Below are 18,848 nucleotides of genomic sequence, written 5' to 3' on the forward strand. Positions count from 1 at the left end.
TGGCAGCGAATGGCGAATGCTTTTGGCAGATCGCTGCTCGCCCTGATCGCTTTTCTTTCAGCAGGCTGGGCTGCGCTCTTTTTTTCTAATCCAAGTAACGACGTGCAGCTAAACAACATAGCCAATGCGGTACTCTCCGGAACATCCTTTAAGCGCAATCCAATTGCCGAAACTGCGTTGGCTGCAGCCGAGAGTCGGGCAATCTGTAACCCTCGAGAGATCAGGGCGGCGGCGATCATTCGCTTGCGCCTCTACGAGATGGCCGTCGACTCGCTTGATGTGGGCCTCGCGAATGAACGCCTAAGCTCGCTCCGCTCGTCTATAAGGAAAGCCCTAAGCTGCGCCCCGACGGATGGGCTTTTATGGTTCATCGAGTATTGGAGCGCCATCAATCAGGGCAGCCCAGTCAGCGATCGTCTCGCTGAACTGCGAATGTCGTATCGCCTCGCACCATATGAGGGGTGGACTGCTTTGCGCAGCCCCTACGTGCTTGCGATCTATGATGTTCTTCCACCAGATCTACAAGATAGCGCCCGCAAGGAATTCGTCGCAATTGTGCGCACCGGCCTGATCCGAGACGCCGTCCGAATCCTCAAGGGAGCAGGATGGAGACACCGCGATGCACTTGTGGCAGGCCTTGGATCGGTCAGGCTCGAATTTCGCCTGCAGCTGGATCGGGCGTTACGTGCCGAGGACCTACCGGTCGAAATTCCAGGGGTTGCTCCCCGGGAGTTCAGGCCTTGGCGGAACTAAAGCGAGGTACCGGAACAATGACGCCGGGCATCGTTCCTCGGACTCAAGTTGCGCCCTATTGAAGGACTCATCCGGACCAACAGTCTCTCTAGAGCGTTTCGCTTTTTGACTGAAGCTTAGCCGGCGTTGGCGAAGTAGTCGGCGCATTCGTGAGATGGATGTGCTGGACGAGGTGACCGATGTGGCGCCAGGTGTCCTCGATGGTGCGCTTCTGAGCTTGCCCCATCCAATGTTTGATCGTGGAGAAGGCCGGTTCGATCTGGTTGAGGTCGGGAGAATATGGGGCAGATACCAAAGCCTTACGCCAGCGGCCTGGATCATCTGCCTGACAGCTCTCGACTTGTGACTTCCCAGATTGTCGAGAATGACGATGTCGCCTTCGCGCAGGGTTGACAGGAGAAGGTGCTTCATATGGGAGCGGAAGCATTCGCCGTTGATCTGGCCGTCGAAGACGCAGGGTGCCGTGAGCTGGTCATGGCGGAGTGCGCCGAGAAATGTGAACTACGCCAGTGCTCGTGCGGGGCGAAGCGGCGCAGGCGTGCCCCTTTGGGCCCCAGCCCCGCAAAGGAGGCCATGTTGGTCTTGATCCAGGTCTCATCGATGAAGACGAGCCGGCCCGGATCAAGTCCGGCCTGCCAGGATCGCCAACGCTGGCGCCTACGAGAGACGTCGGCGCGAGCCTGTTCGAGGGCGAACAGTTTTTTTGAACCACAGCCCTTCCCGGCGCAGGAACAGCCAGACCGCATTGTGTGAGATCCTGACCCACGGGCTGCCAGTTCCGCCTTCAGACCATGCAGCGTCAGATGCGGCGTCTGAGTGATCCGCTCGACGATCAAGGCGCGGTGCGAATCAAGCACTGGCTTGCGGTGGCCGGCCATCTTGCCAGGCACAACCGAGCCGGTCGCCCGCTGCGGCTGTAACCATTTTACAACCGGGGAGACCGCAACACCAAACCGTTCCGCCACAGGCCGGCAGCTCTCGCCCGCAAAAACAGACGCCACCACACGCTCGCGAAGATCCAGGGAAGGAGGTCGGGTCATGCGATGCTCGCCTCCAATCCAGTCAGCATCTTGAATCACAATCCGCCAAAATCCGGAATCCCCTCCGGTTCAATTAAGCAATGAAACGCTCTAGCTGTGCGCTTTCAGGAGGTCGTCCATCCGTCCGGAACGAGGAAGCTGAAGTTGTCGAAGCTTTAGCCAATCCCCGGAGGGCCGAATGGACACACATAAGAATGCGCCTCTGACGCCGAAAGGTCGAGAGGTCATGGTGCGGAGCGCGATCGAAGGTGGTTTAACGAAGGCGGCAGCGGCGCTCCAATTCAACCAGGAATAACCTGTTGAGGCTCCACATCTAGCTCCAGCACCTGCCAAGAAGCTGTCGCACGGACGCGCAAGCAATCAGGCGCCCACCAGTTCCTCGTGATGAATGGCCCGACTGCCGCAAACTTTAAGCTGGCTCCATGACGCTGTAGTTCGGATCGACACACAACTCGGCGGCCGCCTCGAAGGCATTATTGTCTCGAATTGATCTTGAGTATCTGCGCGTTGTTCGCGGTTACGATCGTATCATTGGCGGTTGCGATCACGACCCGGACGAACTGCAGGAATTTGGCCGTATCGACCGTCGCTGCATTGGCGGCGAATAAGACGTCCTTGTCGCGCATCTCAAACCTGGTTGCCAAGAAGTAGGCCGCCGGATCGCGAAAATCCGCGTTATACACCACCGGTACGGTCGGACCAACGAACTTGGAGCAGTCCACGCCCAATCGCTCCGCGAGCTCCCGCGGCTCTCGGCGGTACACATAGACGCCACTCGGCTCGGCTTGCGAGTCTAGGAGACCACCGGCTTTGGCCATGGCCTGCGCCATATTGATCTTCCACATATCAAAGGGGAACTGCCCCTGCGAGCCCGATGCGCCAAAGGCCAAGAAGATTTGCGGCTCGCGATAGACATAGATTGTATCGCCAGGATGCACCCAGACGTTGTTCGCCGGTGTGTAAACCAGGGCTCCAAACGGGACCGTCGCGCGCTTGCCCTTGCGCTCCAGCGTCACCCAGGTCTCCCAGCCCTGTCCCTTTGGTCCGCCAGCGCGAGAGATGACATCCAGAATGCGTTCGCCAGCCGCGTTTGCGGTCAGACGGGTTGGCGCATTAACTTCGCCCAAAACGCTGATCAGAGAGGTATTTTGGGTGATGAGCGACACAACGACCTGTGGTTCAATCGCGCGGTTGCCGATTGCCTTGACAATGTCCTGCTGAATTTCGCTGGGCGTGCGGCCGTCAGCTTTGACAGCGCCGGCATACGGAACCGTAATGAATCCGGCTGAATCGACATTTTGATTTGGCAACGAAACAAAGTTGCCCGGACGCACGCCAGCCTCGGCCGGGATGAACAGTCCGCCCGCAGCCGCTTCGAAGATCGACACTGCAACGACGTCGCCAATGCCAAACTTAATCGAAGGCGGCGGGCGGTTGTCTGGGAACGACCCGGCAATCGCTCCAGGACCATATTCCTTAACGATGTCAACAACCGTTGGCGTAAGCTTTATCAGCCCGTACTCTGGGCCATTGACCGTGCGCTCGCTCTTGATGACGTGATCCTCAGGACCCGACATCGGCATAATTGAACATCCCGCCGAACTCAGCAGGACAGCCGAAAGCAACGAAATTAGGAGGAAGCCCCGCTTCAACACACTCAGTCCCCGATTAACTTGCTTAAATTTCGGGGAATTCCGGCGATGAGTCAACGATATGGAGGACGTAAGCGCCGTCGCGAAGAAGATAAGCAAGAGTTGTTGCAATGCGGCTACAGGAGATTCAGCCGCGATGCCTCGTAAACGTCCCTAATACGCGTTGTTGCGGCGAATAAGTTCTAGGCAGGTGAGCAAAAGGATTTTGAGATCCAGCCGCAGGCTCCAGTTGTTGATATACCAAAGATCGCAGTCCACTCGCCCCTTCATCTGCTCGACGCGCGCAGTCTCGCCCCGGTATCCGTTGACCTGAGCCCACCCGGTGATGCCGGGCTTGACGTGATGCCGAAACGCATAGTCGGACAATAGTTGTCCGAAGTGACTGTCATGTGCAAGCGCGTGCGGCCGCGGACCAACCAGGGACATTTCTCCTCGCAAGACGTTCAGCAACTGCGGAACCTCATCGATACTTGTGCGACGGAGGATTCGCCCGACCTTTGTGACCCGGGGGTCGAAACGCTGAGCCTGCACGACGGTTGCGCCGTCCTCCATGACCGTCATGGTTCTGAACTTGAAGATCGAAAACTGCTTTATGTTGAAGCCGTTACGTCGTTGCCGAAACAGCACCGGCCCTCGTGAGTCGAGTTTGACGGCGACCGCGCTCATCAGTATCAAGGGCGCAAGCAAGATCAAGCCGATCGACGCTCCGACGATGTCGAGTATCCGCTTTGACATCTGCTCCGTGCGCGTCAGCGGTCCGCGCTGAATCTCGACGGACAGTGAGCTCTGCAGGCGATACGACGGATTCTTCGCCACCGATCGAATACGACGGTCCGGCAACAGTTGGATCGGAAGCGGCGAGATCCTCAGGCCGTCGCGCACGAGCTCGATCTTGCGAGTATCGCTCCACGGAAATGCGAGAACGATCTCGTCGACCCCCCATTCCCGCGCGACCGCAAGGGCTCGCTCAAGCGAAGACGATTCATCGGCAGTCATAGCGAAGCCGCCGTTGCTCCGGCTTGAAAAAGTCACACGCTCCACTTCGCTTAGGCCATGCTGCTCCAACAACTCCTCTGCCCCAAGCGATGCCAGCTCCTCACGCGTGCCCAGCAAGATCGCGCGCCGACCTTGGACTTGCCCTTCCGCGACGGCAGCAGATACGAGTCGTTTCACCAGTCGGCGGGATGTCAGGAGCAAGACAAGCGCGAGACCGCCAAAGCAGATCACGGATCCACGGGAAAAGGAGGCACCGCTCTTCATCAGGAACGCAAGAAGCGCCAGCAACAATCCGACCAACGACCAATGCGCGAAAATGGGTCCGACATCCCTTCTCTTTTTCGCCAACGCCTCGCGCAGCTCGTAAAATCCTGTTGAATGCCCGAGAAGAACGTACAGCAAGGCCGCCACCGGCCCGGCGCGGAGGACCGGCTCTACGTGGTCGAGATCGCCGTAGGCAATGATCTGGTACAGCCCGCCCCCAAACACACTGGCGAGCACGATCACCGAAGCGTCAACAAACGCCAGTGCGTGCTTGCATGCAAAGTAGGGAATCTTAATGCGGAGCCCGGACCGGCGGCCGACAATCTGGAGGGCTGCTTCTGGCTGATCTCCGCCCCGAGACTTAGCAGGGACGGCCGAAATTGGATTTTGAGGGATCAAAATCACCTCCGCGATACGCCGACGCTAAATTGAAGCCTAACTAAAGAACCATCAAAAATGCTGCATTGCAATAAAATTATCGGATATAATGGATAAACTTCTTATGATTGACCTATGCCAAATCAATGGGCAACGGGTCAAGCCTGTTTGGCGACTCATTGCGGCAAAGCTGCGACCTATGAAGACCTTGCATCTCATTCCGCTGCTCTCGCTGTTGCTCGTAGCAGTTAGCGAGGCGCAGCCGGCGAATCCCCCACTTCAAGGATGTACCTCGGGCGTCAGCCGAGATCAGCAACGACAATGCGACCAACAGGCATCCGAGCAGCTCACAAAGTCCAGCCGCATGACCACACTTGAGGGTGGATGGCGACTTGTGCGCACCAAAAACCCGTCCGGGGGACCCGACGCGGTCTCGGTAATGCATGTCGCAGACTCTTCGACGTCAGACCTCCGCCTCGCCGGCGTGAACCTTCAATGTGGCAAGAGGGGCGTTGAAGTCATTCTGGTGACTGTGCAACGGGGATCGATTGGTGATCGTCCGAGGGTAGCACTGAGTACGACCGACGGACGACGCGAATTTGAAGGAACGGTCATCCAATCCGGCGAAGCCCTGCTGTTGCCGCAGGCGGCCACGGACCTCGCGGCTCATGATTGGCAAAATACGCCTCAACTATCAGTTGAAATCGAAGCTCGACCCGATCCAATCCGTGGCGTTATACCTCTGTTGGGTCTCGGCGCAGCAATGAAGGCTTTGGTTGCCAGCTGTGCTGCCATTAACCCTTAGCGACAGCATAGGGCACGATTGACGGTTCCTTAGGAATTCGGGTGAAAAGGTGGACGCCGGAGACACATTTATGATTCCGGCGGCCATATTCCTGTTTCTTGTGGGTGCAGTCCTGGCATGGGCCTTCCGCGTCTGGATTCTGGTCCCCTTCTGCTTGCTCGCGATGCTTGCCACTACCGCGATCGAGTTCTGTCTCGACGCGAGCATCGTCGCCGCCTTGGGCTCTGGCCTTGTTGTCGGATTCGCGCCGCAGTTCGGCTATGCGTTTGGTCTTTTGGCACAGAGCATGCTGATCGCGCGACTTCCGCAGCGTCAATCTGGACGCAGGGCCTCCGTAGCGCTCCTATACAAGAGAGCATCACTCGATCAACGGCGATAGCTGCTCGGCAGATAGGGTTAGCTCTTTAACATCCCAACCCGCGGAATCGCAATCTTCCGGCCGCCCCGATATCGTTTGGAGACGAGCAATTCACATGCGATATTCACCTTCGGGTCCGCGTCCCCCTCATCTGCAACTTCGCACGCATCGAAAAGCCTCGCTTGTCCATCGCCTCTTACCTGCTGATTGCACTCTTGGCCACGGCGCCGGCAGGCGTCTTTGCCAATGGCAGCTACGTGCCGCCTGCAACTCTTCTCCTCGCCGCTCTCGCCCTGGCATTTGCCGCTGCGTCTGCTCGCTCGCCTGAGATCGCCACTATCAAGCAAACACTGAAGCAGTTCGCTCCGACAATTCTTGTCCCGATTGTCTGGATGGTCGTGCAGATTATTCCCGCTCCCGTCTCCTGGTTTGCAAACCCCATCTGGTCGAGCGCAGCCATCGCTTTGAATGCGCCCTCTCTTGTGGGGCACATCAGTATCGATCCCGGCGCCACATTGCACAGCCTGATCTGGTATCTGGCCCTCTTGGCGGTGATCGCGTCGACCATTCTCGTGACCCAAGACCGGCGCCGGGCCGAGTTGATTCTCCTGGTTTTGACGGCGGCTGCGACTCTCGTTGCGCTCGGCCCTTTACTGGGACGCGCCGACCAGCTGACAGCAAGAGTGTCGTATGATGGCACGACAAACGGCATGATCGCGTTGACCTCCCTGCTTGCCGCTTTGGCCAACGCAGCGATGCTCGCCATGGCGATCGAACGGCACCTCAACCATTCCGAAGCGATCTTTTCAATTTCTGCGCCGCGCCTCGTGCAGATACTCCTGAGTTTTTGCGGCACTGCGGTTTCAGTTGGAGCGATCGCGGCTCTTGGCCGGCTTCATCTCCTAGGCCTGACGGTCCTGGGATTTGCACTGATGGCATCTATCGCACTCGTGCGCCGATTGCGTCTTCGTCCATTTTCGGCAACGTTGCTCGCAGTCATTCTGATCGCAGCCACCGGAGCTGGGCTCGCCCGATCATCTGCTTCGATGAATTTGTTGAAGATCGCAGAGTCGTCGGATGATTCGACCGAAATTGCCCAACGCGCGCTGGCAGGGGTGCCATGGGTCGGAAGTGGCGTCGGCAGTTTCGCCGAAATTTCACGCGTCTACCGGGATTTTGGAAGCGCAGGCCCCGCCGTACCGCCGTCAACCGCCGTCTCCATAGCAATTGAATGGGGGCGCGCGGCACCGCTGGTTCTCGCCGCGCTTGCGCTTCAGATCTTCATCTTCAATTTGCGCGGCGCTATCCGTCGCGGGCGCGATTCATTCTTCGCATCATTGGCTGCCGCCGGCGTGCTTTGCGCTTTGTGTGGAAGCTTCGTCGAGCCGGGGCTACTAACGCCCGTCGTGCAGATCATTCTCGCGGTAATGGTCGGTCTCGGCATCGCGCAATGCTCGGGACGAACCAGCAGGGTCTAGCGCAGCCTCGAACATGCGCAGCCACACCCCTTTGGCGCTCCACCGACAGAAGCGCCGGAACACGCTATCTCATTCGCCGAACGCTTCGGGCAGACACACCGGTTCGCACAACCCAGAATAAGCCCTCGACAAACACCCGGTTGTCGCGGTCGGTCGAACCTCGCCGGTCCGGCCGACCGATGATCAAGCCGGAGATACGATCCCAGTGCGCGTCGCTCGTGTTCCGTCTGATTTGAGAATCCCAAGAAGCCACACAGTCTGGTAGACGTTCATCTGGTCTCTCTTGGAATACCGAAGCTTCACCATCTCAGCTTGCTCGGTTCAGAACATACGGACAACTTCTGCGAGACCACACCTTGGGGACCGCTGGCTCAGACCCGGCTCGTCGCAATGGTCGCCCATAGCCTGGAATTCGGCATCTGCATCCGAACCCAACGATAGGGAACGCGCGACCACAGCTTGATCGCCTGCGTCATGTTGTCGAGCACAAGATCCCCTTCCGCCGTGCGGACGACCAGAATCAGATGATGCTCGCCCGAATTAGCAATTACTTCGCTCAACAGTAGCGCACGCGACGGCCATCCTCGCGCCAGTAGTTCATGCCGCTTGGTAACCGCATAGTCGTTGCAATCGCCTCGCGCCGGATTGATCAGCCATTGCTCGCCGGCCAAACCGAGTTCATTTGGTTCGGGTGCGATGTCACGATTGACGATCCGGTTAACCTCCTTGAGATCGGCCCATCTTTGCTCGGTCAGTTTGACGGAACCGCCTCGAAAGATCGGCCTCGTACGGCAGTCGTCCCGATAGCGCAAGCAAAACTGCGTGTACGCCATGGGCGGCAGGGTAGGCGTATCGAGCTTGATGCGCTGGATTGCGGAGTGAAGACCCATCGGCATTCCCAAGAGCCCCGCCTCAGCCGGGCCAAACCAGCTAAGAGCAGTCACGACGGCCATTACGGCCAAACTTGAAATCTTGCGCATTTGGTAACTCCCGGTATGCTTCTAGCCGGCACGCTACCCCTAATGGTTTGAGATTCTGAAGCTTTTGGGCAATCAAATAGAAGCAAATGCTAGGCTCGATTTTGCATTTGCGTTTACTATGTTCGTTTACGGTTGTGCGACGTTGCACCACCAGGACGTCGCAAGGATACTAAGTTCAGTAGATGCTAAGATCGTCGCGATCAAAATCCAGGCTACGCAAGCCGAGGCTGCCGGATGGGCTGCGCATTTATGCGATCAGCGACATCCACGGATGCGCCAATCTTCTACAGCAAATGTTTACCGTCATCGACCGTGACCTCACCACCATTGGCTCACGGCGGGCGATTCACGTTTTTCTTGGCGACTATATTGATCGCGGTCCGGACTCCAATCGCACGATCGACCTTCTGATCGAACGTGGCCTCAAGCACGAGTCTGTTTTCCTGAGGGGTAATCACGAGGCTTTTCTGCTTGACGTGCTGCGGGAGCCCGCTCGCCTGAACGAGTGGCGGCAATTTGGCGGGCTCCAAACACTGACTTCTTATGGACTAAAGCCTTCGCTCAACCCGGATCCGGTCGAACAGGCAGAACTGATGATCGAACTGGCGCAGGCCATTCCGCCGCGTCAGATGCGGTTCTTCCAAGGACTTCGATCGCGCTTCGTGTGCGGCGACTTCTTTTTCGTGCACGCCGGCGTGCGACCAGGTGTGCCGCTGGCCAGGCAGGAAGAAAATGACCTGCTGTGGATCCGGGAGGAGTTTCTGCTGAGTGACGACAATTTCGGCAAGTACATCGTCCATGGGCATACTCCGGTTCAGCAGCCGGATATCCGGGCTAACCGAGCCAACATCGACACCGGCGCCTACGCAACAGGGAATTTGACGCTGTTGACCATTCAGCACGATAGTCTACTTGCGCTTTGACGCAGGCAGCGGGATTTGGTCCACTCCCTAGAGATTTGAATGAGCTCGTCGACCACCATTCGCGCCGTTCTGATCGGCCTTGCTCTGTTCCTCGCTGGTTATGGACTTGCATCGTCCCTCGCCGGCACGATTGCCCCTCAGCGCCCTAAATTTCCACGCGACCCGCAACAGGCGATAACAGCCTCCCCGACCCTGCCGAGTTGGATTGATCTGCTCGCCCTATTCGATTCCGACGTCCAGAGCAGTCAAGCGCTCAATCTGGCTTTTCAGGCAATTCAGCATGGTCGGTCGGCAACCCGCCCCGGCGGTGAGAACGACCTCGCCCGATTACAGCTCACGAACGCACTTGCAAAGCTTCCTTACGACGCCGAACTTTGGCTTGCCTTGGCGTTGCTTGAGGAGCAGCGCGATCCGAGTGGACCCGCCACCGTCGAAGCACTCCGGATGGCCTACTTGACGGCTCCAAACGAGGCCGAGTTGATGCCGGTGCGGCTGGATGCAGCGACCCGGTTCGATGCGCTTGCCGACCCCGATCTGAGGGAATTGGTCCGAGGCGACTTGCGCTTGATGCTGACACGTCAACCGGACCAGAACGCCGCTGTCGTATCGGCCTATCACCGCGCTTCCGGTCGAGGCAAAGCGTTCCTAGAGGAGGCAATTCTAATGATCGCACCCACATTTTCTTCAGCGCTGCATCGCTAGCCGCCTTCCGCGCGTTTTTTCAGCCTCGGGAGATCGAGAGAGCGTATTGCTCGTTCTAATTGGAACGTTTAAGATTGGAACATATTGGGGAGCACAGTCATGCAATCATCTCTTGCCCTTCTTGCACTCGCGTTGAGCCTGACCGTCGCTTCCGCGGCACCGTCATCGGCAGCAGACTATGCCGTGCCTCCGATCACGCGGCACGCGACTAGCGCGCCGTATATTGACCGTGGTCCCCACCCGTATTGTGGGCCTCGGTGCGGATGCCCGACCGTGGTGCAGGTCCGGCACAAGTCGCTTCTACAGGCTTATCCCTCCACATTCGATCCGCGTACGCGAGATGAGCCTCACTACTACTACGGGCCAGTTCGCACCTATGTGCGCTTCGTGAATCCGTTGGCCCCCGATCGAGTCTTGGCTTACTAGTTAGATTCCGTCTACCGCAGAGCTTGATGGCCTCTCGAGTGCATTCGGGTAGTCTCGTTGATCGAACGTGACGATTCACTGGTCGCGAACCAAGCTACCGTGCGCGCGTTCGTCCTATGCGCCACAAAGTTGTTTGGCAGTTATGTCGCGCTGCGTTCTGTTTGATGCGGTAGGCGAATTCTAGCGGCGTTCGCGGCTTGGTCTACCCGTGGCTGCTTCGTAATCAGGAAATCGGCTCAGCGCTGCTGCCTTCATGAACTTGAAATGTGCAATAGAGGAGCCAAGCTCCTTTAACCTGCGCTGGCCGTTCTGGATTTCTTTTTCGAGCAAATCCTGATGATGATTATCAAGCGCCTCGCGCTCGAGGTATTCGTCGTCACCATTGCCGAAGGTCACCGCGGCCCGTGCCAATACGTCTTCCACCCGTCGATTCAAGCCGGTTTGCTCCCGCTCGGCTGCATGTAGGGCGTCATTGATCGCGAGTATGATGGCGTCGACGCGCGCCCGGTCCGTCTCAGCGTCTCGCTCCGGTGAACGCGCGCGGAACGCGCTTTCGCCGCTAGAACGGCCTCTTAGGAAATTGTGAGTACGGGCCCGCCAGAACAGCTGGAACATGCATTCATCTTCCGGTTTGAAGAGCCAAAGGAAAATGGAGCCAGATAGTTAATAAAGATTAAAGCCTCCGAATCTCGCCGAGTTGGTTTTGCATCATCCATCTCTTCCAAGCGCTTTCGTGCTTCGCGTACAGCTCTTGCCAGCGCTCCTCACCCGCGACATGCCACAAGGTACTTCCCACGCGCGGGAGCCGGCCGTCCGACCAATTCTCGATCGGCTGGTTATCCAGTCGTTCGAACTCAAACGTCTCTTCAAATGTCAGCCCAATCAGGACGCGCCGCCCGCCGGCATCAACGAAGTATCGGCGGGGAGCGCTATTCCACGCGTCGGTCATGGCGTGCCTCTTTCTATAGCATGGATCGCCGCTTCCCTTCGAGTACTAGATCACGCGACCCGATCCCTTGAATGTCGTCAGAATGCCCGTCGAGGCGCCGGTCGGGATGACGGACCATACGGCGCATACAGTTGGCGCATACGCTTGCGCTTGCGCGATCGCTTGGCTCCGGCCGCATAACCAGTTCCGAAGCCGGCGGAGAAGATCAAGATCAGGATCAGGACTGGCGTCATTCGAAAGTCTTTCCATTTGCGGAACGTTTCCTTCTCCAAGGCACAGCATTCTCATCGTGCAGTTGTGTCGACATGATCATTAGCGCTGCTCATTTCGTGGTCAGGCACGGGAAATCTAGGGCAGAAATCTGCTTGGAGATCGATCATCCACTTAGAGTCAACCGAAGCACCACAAGATCATTCTCACCAGCAACAGCGTGATGAAATAGACCCAGCCCGCCGTGGCGATCAACGCAACGCTGAAGAAGGCGCCTTCGAGCGCCCGCTCTCTGATTCTCGTGAGAGGCAATGCCGCCCAAGCTTTTTGAAGCATCTGCGTATTCGCATCGTTTGTTTGAGCAATCATAGTCGAATGAATTCGACGATCTCGTGACGCTCGCCATCACGAGCATGCAGGGCGTTCATCCGAAAGCGATTCGACGGAGCAGTTCCGCGCACGCGCGGCATCATTGGATCCTTGTTCAACGCGCGTCAGATAGCCGTCTTCCCCAGCGGTTTCAGTAAGAGCGGGCGCAAGGGTGCAATGAGGCACCAATGTTGTGGCTGCTCAATGCGCGCCCTCCAATCCTCGTGAGAAATAAGGTTATCTGGAAAAGAAGCAACATCGTTGGCCTGCTCCGCGGCCGCCACGCTTGTGGTCGAGACACGATTTGCAATTTCTCGCTAAAGTTGCATAAGATCGGCGTGCAAATTCCGAGCTCGGCATCATCAACGGCTCTGCTTCCAATCCGGACCAGAGTCGAGGCGCCCGCAAGCCAACCCAATCCCTCGCCTAACCTGGGTTGATGACGCCTCGGCGCTTCCTTATCTTAGGTCCGCACCCGCATTCCCGCAAAGACGATCTCGTTTTTGCCACCGATGGCCTTCGGTCTCTCTTGTACGCGCCTTCCTGCGGAACGCAGCCAGCCCAGGGGAATGCTGCAGACCAGCTCGTTTACGACCTGAACGCGATCAATACGACGGTGGATAGGAGCGTTGGGCTGATGGAAAATGCTGTCGATGAAGTCGACCTCAAGCGAAACTCTTTCGGACGGAGGCCATTGCACGCACTAGGACTAACCTCACCTCTTTCTGAACGCGAATTGGCCCTCGTCCGCGCTGCTGCTGGCGGAAGCGATCACCCACAAAACGCGGCGAACATCACCTTGTCCTCATCGTAAAGGACAAGGGATTTTACTCCGTTCCAGCAATCGCCAGCCGGCGATCGCCAAGCTCATCCATGCGCTCAGGATCCAAGCGACGTGCGGCGCAGAGCGACGAAACACCGAAGTTATAGATAGGCCGCCCCACCCTGCAGACGTGTTCCTGCCAAAAGCCGCAGCTAGGCATGAGCAACGATCTTGCAAAGCGACATTCTGCTGACATCCAAGGCAACGTATTGATCGAAGAACAAGCAGAGGGACACACGTTTCGAGGGCCGGCGTTGCAGTTGCTCCGTCTTGATGCAGCTGCCGCCGACGCAATGACACGATCTTACGGCTGGCTGCTTGAGATGCAGGAACCTTGATTTCCATGCGGGATTATCTGAACGGCAGGAGAATGGCCGAGGCTGCGATGTCTCGCAACAAGAATACGCGTTGGACTGAAGATCAAGAAACGTTGCTACTTGAGCTGAATGCCGCAGGTGAATCGCCGCGACTGATTGCCGCAAAACTAGAGCGTACCGAGCGCTCGGTCGTGATGCGGCTGGCCCAACTCAAGAAAACTGCGTCGTCCAAGGCACGTTGATGGCGCACGACATGGTTTTGCCCGCTGCATATCGGCGCGCGTTGCTCTTGGGAGTTCTGCCGTTCTGGGACGGTGGTAGCAGCGAAGCGCGAACGCAAGAGCGCGTTCCACTGGACCCAGTACCCACGATTCATGTCGGCAGCGCAAGTTGACGACACCCACTCTCGTCCACGTGTCGGTGTTGTTCAAGGCCCGGCGCTTTTCCTGTTGATCATCATCGTGGCGACTTCGTTTGCGGCCGGCTATTGCACCCGTTCGCTCGGATTTGACAGATGCCGCGTAAGACACGTCAAGGGGGATCCTTATGTTGCCGTAGCCATCCCAGCCCCGTAATTCTCATGCAATCCGGCGACCACAATGTGACGTCGCTAAAGCGATTCGCGCCCGGCGCGCCGTCGCACGCTTGATGCTGAACAATCTGTTCCAAATGCGATCAAAGAGACTAGACCAACGTCGTGCTCCTTTTGCTCATCGTCTCGCAACTCTGCTCGATTGTTGCGACGATCCTACCGAAACCGTGGACTTTCCGCACGAGGGGCCCAAAAGTTCGGCTGGAAGCGGCGAGCCTCCGGTCATACTATTGGCGTCGTGAATTGGATAGAGACTATGATGAGCAGATACGGCGTGCTCTTGGCTGGAGCCATATTGATCGGAACATCCCTGCCTGCCGAGGCACAGGGCACATACGCGACGACGACGCGAAGTGCCTACAGCGGTAGCACTTCCAACGTGCCCAATGCTTCTAAACCGTCGTCGACGCCTCCCTCGAATAACCCTACAGCGCCAAAAAATTCGGGAGTCGGGCAGGGACGAAGCGAAGGCGCCATGGGGCTCTCGCCACAACTACAAAGAGAATTAGGAATTTCTCGCCAACAATAGCTTTCGCCAGTCCTCCCGGAGCTGGTCACAACCGAAAAGGTCGCGGCGGTGCCTGGCAGCTGATAATTGCCGAATGGCTGCTCTGCCGCGGCTCCCTGCGACAGTCTGAAGGACGTCCCAGATTCGCTTATCTCTCGCCTTTTCTCTATCGCAATATCCTCAATAGTTGGGGTTGCAGCCCGAGAGGCACTCGTCAGGACAAGCCTCGTCGTCTGATGACATTCAATACATCCATGCGATCGGCGGAAAGCCGTATTAGGTCGCCGCTGGCGGCAAGGCCTGCTTCCGTTCACCACCTCCGTATGGGAATCAACACTCCTGCACCACTGTTTCCGCCGCTGGATGAGATTCCTCAGAGTCTGACTCAAAATAGGTCATTGGCATATCAGGATCTCGCGAGGCGACGGGATAACAGGCGGATGCTCGCGATCAGAACCCAAGCTTCCGCACTTGCGATGGTTGCTTCGAAGTCTTTGGCGAGCCGTCGATTGCGTCCGAACCAGGCAAATTTACGCTCGACGACCCAGAGCAGCTTTGGACCGCGATAGACGCGTCGTGGCTCGGCTTTGAACGTTCCTACACTCTGCGAACGGGTGACGGATTCAATGGTCCATGCGATCGGCGAAGAGGTGACGTAGCTTGGGAAACATTCGGCCGACGATCCGCAGCAGCGAGACCGCGCCATGATTGTCCTGAATGTTGGCGGCATGCACCTGCACGGCAAGTAACGAGCCCTCGGTGTCGGTCACGATGTGGCGCTTGCGTCCCTTGATCCGCTTGGCCATGTCAAACCCGCTTGGACCGCCACTTTCCGTGGTTTTCACGCTCTGGCTGTCGATAATCCCAGCCGTCGGAGTAGGTTTGCGTCCTTGCCGTTCGCGCATTCGCCGCACCAGGGCGTCGTTGATCGTGCGCCACAAGCCAGAACCACGCCACTTGTAGAAGTAATACTGAACCGTCGAACACGGCGGAAAGTCCTTCGGCAGCGCTCGCCACTGGCAGCCGCTGGCTGCGATGTAGAGGATTGCGTTCAAGATCACGCGCAGGCTGATCTCCCGCGGCCGACCACGCCGGCATCGCGAAGGCATCAGCCGCTCGATCAAATTCCACTCCGCATCCGTCATGTCGCTTGCATAACGAAGTCCGTCACGCCGATATCGTTCGCGGGTGATTTCAGTCCAACTCATGTTGTGCTCCCCTCGATCTTCGCAAACACGAAGGAATCACAACGGACTGAAATCACTCAACTTTATTTTCCGGTCAGGCTCTCAGGTGAGGCGGGGCGACCCACGCTGCGAGGGATATGAAGATCGTCAATGATTGCTAGGCGCAAGGACCGACGTTAGTCGTCGAGCGCGGGCAAGTCAGCGAGAGCTACCACATCCGCGCGCGTTACGAGTGTGCTGGTCTCGAAGTGATCGGGCGCATCTGCCGCATGCTCGACGAAGTCTCATCCGGCACCGCAAGGCGCTTGGCCGGCCGCCCGGCCTCAATCTTTCCCACGAATGGATCCAGGCAAGATCGAACGCAAACTCGGCTGGCGTCGCCGCGGGGTTTCGGACTTACGGGGATGTTCGTTGGTTATGCTCGATCGCGGCTAACGAAGCGCCTCTTGGCCTCGGCTGACGCAAATCCCCGTGATATTACGGAGCCTGCCGCGCCGCATTCGTCGGTAAGGTTGAGCGGTTAGCTTAATCCGCGTTGTTTGTTGCGAACTCCCAGCGATTGCTTATCCATCTCTCGCACCGGGCTCCCCCAAGCTCGGCCCCACCCAAGCAAAGCCGTCGAGCGAACATGGGTCCGCTTGGCGGCTTTGTCGTTGTGTCGACGAGAGGATCATTTCGGTTATGGCGCGCAGGCCCTGGTCGTTCAAGGAGGATCGCCGGCTCATGGAGCTGGCCAAGTCTTCAGTCTCGCTGGAGCAGGCAGCGAAAGCTCTCGGACGCTCGCCTGATGCGATCAAGCGCATGGCGTTGCGGCTTGGTCTTTCGTTGAAGTCGAAAGCGGCTAAGAAGAGCTGATCTTAGAAGTGAAGCGGCGCTCACCTCGGTTTCATGTACGGCCGCTGCAGTCCAACGGGCCGTCACGGAGGCCAAAGCGCAAAAGCGGCTTCGCAAATTCCAGCGCTGAGCTTTCTCCAGCCGCTGGCCAAGCACAGACAGATCTTTCGGATTTTCGGTAGGCCGTCAGGCAGCGCGGCAAAGCCGTCGCGTGGTGGGAGGAACCAGATCAACCTTGGGATGTTGATCCGGCTCTCACGGCGAGGGTCCGGCAGTGCTCCACCTTGCCATTTCCGCAGTCCTGGTCTGGCTGGCCATCAACATCGCCTTCGTGGTGCTGCGGCTGCGGGCGACTCCCGATGCCGCGGCGCCCCGCATCGACAGGTCCAGCCGTCGTTATCCCGGGGTCGTTCCCGTGCACCATCGCCTCGGACAGTGAGGGCTGATCGAAAGGTTGTGCGTCCTCTTCGGGGCCCCATCCCGGGGCTGGTTCCGTAGCTGGACGTCCTCGTTCCCTTGGAAGGCGCGGCCGATCGTCCGATCCGCCGCCAGACCATCGGCCCGGGGCATTGCTCAGGCGGGCCCTTCGGGCCGGTCTTTCCGTTAAACCCTATCTTAGCCCCCGCTGGCTAGGATCAATCTCCATTGCTTGAATTTCCGCCCGCCTGTTTTCGCCTGAGTCGGATGAGAGTGCCGCGACCAGACCTCCCGTTTGTGGCGCTCGTGCTTGCGAGCATGATGGCGTTCGCCTTGGCGGGCCATTTCGCCGCCGGGACCGTCATCCGCCAGCAGCAGGCGCATCAGCTCAATGAGCTCACCGAGGTGGTTCTGCGCCGATCGGAGCTTGCGGTCGATTTTGCGGCGGGCAGCCTGGATGAGCTCGCGCGGCGCAATTTCGCCAGCTGCGAGCCGGCGGCGCTGCAAGCCATCCGCCTGCACGTCTACCAGCGCTCGGCGATCAAGGACGTCCGCCTGGTCAAGCCGGACGGCTCGGTGATCTGCTCGGCCTATTCCGAGACGCTTGAATTCGACAAGGGATGGGCGGATCGCCGCGACATGCTGCCTTCGCGCGACAAGACGCTTTCGCTGTTCCGCGTCGAGCAGTTCGGCGGCGACGCCTTGGGCGTGCTCAGGGACGTCAATGGCAGCTCCGCGCTCGTCGCCATTGTCGGCGTCAACGCCAGCCTCTTCGATATCATGCCCGCCGAGCTGCGCGCGCACAGCCAGGTGATCCTCGCCTTGAGCAATGGCGAGAAGCTCGGCGAATTCCAGACCGAGGCCGGCAAGTCTGTGCCAGCGCCGATCAGCTTCGAGCGCACGTCCGCTCGGCTCCCGCTTCATGCCGCGATCCGGCTCGAGCACGCGGTGCTGTCGAGCTGGAACAACGAGGCCTATTGGCCCACGCTCGCAGTGGCCCTCGGACTTGGCGCGATCTTCGGCATCCTGCTGGCGCGCAGCCGCCGCATGGAAGGGCCAGTCGCCGATCTCGACCGGGCCCTGACGGCCGGCGAATTCAAGCCGTATTACCAACCGATCTTCGATCTCCGGACAGGTCGGATCAAGGGCTGCGAAATCCTGGCGCGCTGGCTGCGCCGCGATGGCTCGGTGGTCCCGCCGATGAACTTCATTCCGCTCGCCGAATCCAGCGGACGCATCCAGGCGATGACCTGGCAGATCCTGGGATCGGCGCTCACCGAGCTGCGGCCATTGCTCAGGGCCGACAAGAATTTCAAGCTGTCGCTGAATGTCGTGCCCAAGCACCTCCTGAGTGCCGGCTTCGTCGAAACGCTGCGGCGCATGGTTCTGACGGCACGCGTCTCCGCGCGACAGATCGTGGTCGAGATCACCGAGCGCGATGAATTGGATGATCTCGCGCGCGCCGCTTCGGTCGTGGCCGAGCTGCGGGACCGCGGCTTCCGCGTTGCCATCGACGACGTCGGTGTCGGCCATAGCGGACTGTCACGGCTGAAGGGCCTCGGCGCCGATACGATCAAGATCGACAAGTTCTTCGTGGACACGATCACGGTGGACGCATCGACGACCACGATCGTGGAAATGCTGGTGGCGCTCGCCAAGGACCTCAATATGAGCGTGGTCGCCGAAGGCATCGAGACCGAGGAGCAGCTCCGCGCATTGCTCGCCTCCGGTGTCGAGGAAGGTCAGGGCTATCTAGTTGCACCGCCGCTGCCCGCCGCAAAATTCAATGAGCTCATCGAGTCGCGTCGGGCTGCGCAGCCGGACGCGGCGACATCCGGTACGACGGCTTTGGTGGCCTGACTGGCCGCCATCGCCGCAGAGGCTTTA

At 58.6% G+C, this 18,848-nt stretch carries 17 protein-coding genes and 4 pseudogenes; 12 read left to right on the forward strand and 9 right to left on the reverse strand.

The genetic code is table 11. The features are described from left to right. Positions 1–9: 9 nt before the first annotated feature. Positions 10–753 carry a hypothetical protein gene (locus tag HZZ16_RS12860; protein ID WP_197948826.1) on the forward strand — a complete coding sequence of 248 codons (744 nt, stop codon included), beginning with the start codon at positions 10–12 and terminating at the stop codon, positions 751–753. Positions 754–869: 116 nt separating this feature from the next. On the opposite strand, the pseudogene HZZ16_RS12865 reads toward HZZ16_RS12860, so the two are convergent. Beyond that, a pseudogene (locus tag HZZ16_RS12865) lies at positions 870–1,793 on the reverse strand (IS630 family transposase). Between the two features lie 178 nt (positions 1,794–1,971). On the opposite strand from HZZ16_RS12865, the pseudogene HZZ16_RS38565 reads away from it, so the two are divergent. Then, positions 1,972–2,079 (forward strand): annotated as a pseudogene (locus HZZ16_RS38565) (IS481 family transposase); the annotation flags it as partial. Between the two features lie 187 nt (positions 2,080–2,266). Here the strand turns inward: HZZ16_RS38565 and HZZ16_RS12870 are convergent. Together HZZ16_RS12870 and HZZ16_RS12875 are read right to left on the reverse strand one after the other, a co-directional pair. Continuing rightward, a complete protein-coding gene (locus HZZ16_RS12870; RefSeq protein ID WP_311974131.1) occupies positions 2,267–3,376 on the reverse strand; it encodes a polysaccharide biosynthesis/export family protein in 1,110 nt (369 codons plus the stop codon). Between the two features lie 222 nt (positions 3,377–3,598). Next, positions 3,599–4,948: an undecaprenyl-phosphate glucose phosphotransferase gene (locus HZZ16_RS12875; RefSeq protein ID WP_197948827.1), complete on the reverse strand. Its 1,350-nt coding sequence runs from the start codon at positions 4,946–4,948 to the stop codon at positions 3,599–3,601. 334 nt (positions 4,949–5,282) lie between these two features. Here HZZ16_RS12875 and HZZ16_RS12880 point away from each other — a divergent pair, with 334 nt between their 5' ends. From HZZ16_RS12880 to HZZ16_RS12890, 3 genes are all read left to right on the forward strand, one after another. Continuing rightward, complete coding sequence (locus HZZ16_RS12880; RefSeq protein WP_197948828.1) at positions 5,283–5,888, forward strand: hypothetical protein; 606 nt, start codon at positions 5,283–5,285, stop codon at positions 5,886–5,888. A 70-nt stretch (positions 5,889–5,958) separates the two neighbouring features. Continuing rightward, entirely contained in the window at positions 5,959–6,267 is a 309-nt protein-coding gene (locus HZZ16_RS12885) for a hypothetical protein (RefSeq protein ID WP_197948829.1), read from the forward strand. A gap of 161 nt (positions 6,268–6,428) precedes the next feature. Then, the gene (locus HZZ16_RS12890) at positions 6,429–7,724 is read left to right on the forward strand and encodes an O-antigen ligase family protein (RefSeq protein ID WP_197948830.1); all 1,296 of its coding nucleotides are present in this window, start codon (positions 6,429–6,431) and stop codon (positions 7,722–7,724) included. On the opposite strand, the pseudogene HZZ16_RS12895 reads toward HZZ16_RS12890, so the two are convergent. Both HZZ16_RS12895 and HZZ16_RS12900 read right to left on the reverse strand, forming a co-directional pair. After that, positions 7,719–7,956 (reverse strand): annotated as a pseudogene (locus HZZ16_RS12895) (transposase); the annotation flags it as partial. The gene HZZ16_RS12890 and the pseudogene HZZ16_RS12895 overlap by 6 nt on opposite strands. Before the next feature lie 139 nt (positions 7,957–8,095). Further along, positions 8,096–8,704 carry a transglutaminase-like cysteine peptidase gene (locus HZZ16_RS12900; RefSeq protein WP_197948831.1) on the reverse strand — a complete coding sequence of 203 codons (609 nt, stop codon included), beginning with the start codon at positions 8,702–8,704 and terminating at the stop codon, positions 8,096–8,098. A 182-nt stretch (positions 8,705–8,886) separates the two neighbouring features. Here HZZ16_RS12900 and HZZ16_RS12905 point away from each other — a divergent pair, with 182 nt between their 5' ends. Together HZZ16_RS12905 and HZZ16_RS12910 are read left to right on the forward strand one after the other, a co-directional pair. Next, positions 8,887–9,627, forward strand: a complete 741-nt coding sequence (locus tag HZZ16_RS12905) for a metallophosphoesterase family protein (RefSeq protein WP_197948832.1) — start codon at positions 8,887–8,889, stop codon at positions 9,625–9,627. A 39-nt stretch (positions 9,628–9,666) separates the two neighbouring features. After that, positions 9,667–10,329 (forward strand): hypothetical protein, encoded by a 663-nt coding sequence (locus tag HZZ16_RS12910; RefSeq protein WP_197948833.1) that lies wholly within the window; start codon positions 9,667–9,669, stop codon positions 10,327–10,329. Positions 10,330–10,935: 606 nt separating this feature from the next. Here the strand turns inward: HZZ16_RS12910 and HZZ16_RS12915 are convergent. The 3 genes from HZZ16_RS12915 to HZZ16_RS12925 form a co-directional block, all read right to left on the reverse strand. Then, positions 10,936–11,370 (reverse strand): hypothetical protein, encoded by a 435-nt coding sequence (locus HZZ16_RS12915; RefSeq protein ID WP_197948834.1) that lies wholly within the window; start codon positions 11,368–11,370, stop codon positions 10,936–10,938. 58 nt (positions 11,371–11,428) lie between these two features. Continuing rightward, positions 11,429–11,704: a hypothetical protein gene (locus HZZ16_RS12920; RefSeq protein ID WP_197948835.1), complete on the reverse strand. Its 276-nt coding sequence runs from the start codon at positions 11,702–11,704 to the stop codon at positions 11,429–11,431. Positions 11,705–12,094: 390 nt separating this feature from the next. Then, complete coding sequence (locus tag HZZ16_RS12925; RefSeq protein WP_197948977.1) at positions 12,095–12,283, reverse strand: hypothetical protein; 189 nt, start codon at positions 12,281–12,283, stop codon at positions 12,095–12,097. Positions 12,284–13,264: 981 nt separating this feature from the next. On the opposite strand from HZZ16_RS12925, the gene HZZ16_RS12930 reads away from it, so the two are divergent. After that, positions 13,265–13,444: a hypothetical protein gene (locus tag HZZ16_RS12930; RefSeq protein ID WP_197948836.1), complete on the forward strand. Its 180-nt coding sequence runs from the start codon at positions 13,265–13,267 to the stop codon at positions 13,442–13,444. 5 nt (positions 13,445–13,449) lie between these two features. Next, positions 13,450–13,665 (forward strand): hypothetical protein, encoded by a 216-nt coding sequence (locus HZZ16_RS12935; protein WP_197948837.1) that lies wholly within the window; start codon positions 13,450–13,452, stop codon positions 13,663–13,665. A 1,264-nt stretch (positions 13,666–14,929) separates the two neighbouring features. Here the strand turns inward: HZZ16_RS12935 and HZZ16_RS12940 are convergent. Beyond that, positions 14,930–15,731, reverse strand: a pseudogene (locus HZZ16_RS12940) (IS5 family transposase). 702 nt (positions 15,732–16,433) lie between these two features. On the opposite strand from HZZ16_RS12940, the gene HZZ16_RS37915 reads away from it, so the two are divergent. From HZZ16_RS37915 to HZZ16_RS12950, 3 genes are all read left to right on the forward strand, one after another. Next, the gene (locus HZZ16_RS37915) at positions 16,434–16,565 is read left to right on the forward strand and encodes a hypothetical protein (protein WP_283815804.1); all 132 of its coding nucleotides are present in this window, start codon (positions 16,434–16,436) and stop codon (positions 16,563–16,565) included. 253 nt (positions 16,566–16,818) lie between these two features. Then, a complete protein-coding gene (locus tag HZZ16_RS12945; RefSeq protein WP_197948838.1) occupies positions 16,819–16,983 on the forward strand; it encodes a hypothetical protein in 165 nt (54 codons plus the stop codon). A 245-nt stretch (positions 16,984–17,228) separates the two neighbouring features. Next, positions 17,229–18,821, forward strand: coding sequence for an EAL domain-containing protein (locus HZZ16_RS12950; RefSeq protein WP_197948839.1), 1,593 nt, complete (start codon positions 17,229–17,231; stop codon positions 18,819–18,821). Positions 18,822–18,848 lie beyond the last annotated feature (27 nt).

Origin of the sequence: Bradyrhizobium glycinis (assembly GCF_016031655.1) — a bacterium.
Taxonomy (GTDB): Bacteria; Pseudomonadota; Alphaproteobacteria; order Rhizobiales; family Xanthobacteraceae; genus Bradyrhizobium; species Bradyrhizobium glycinis.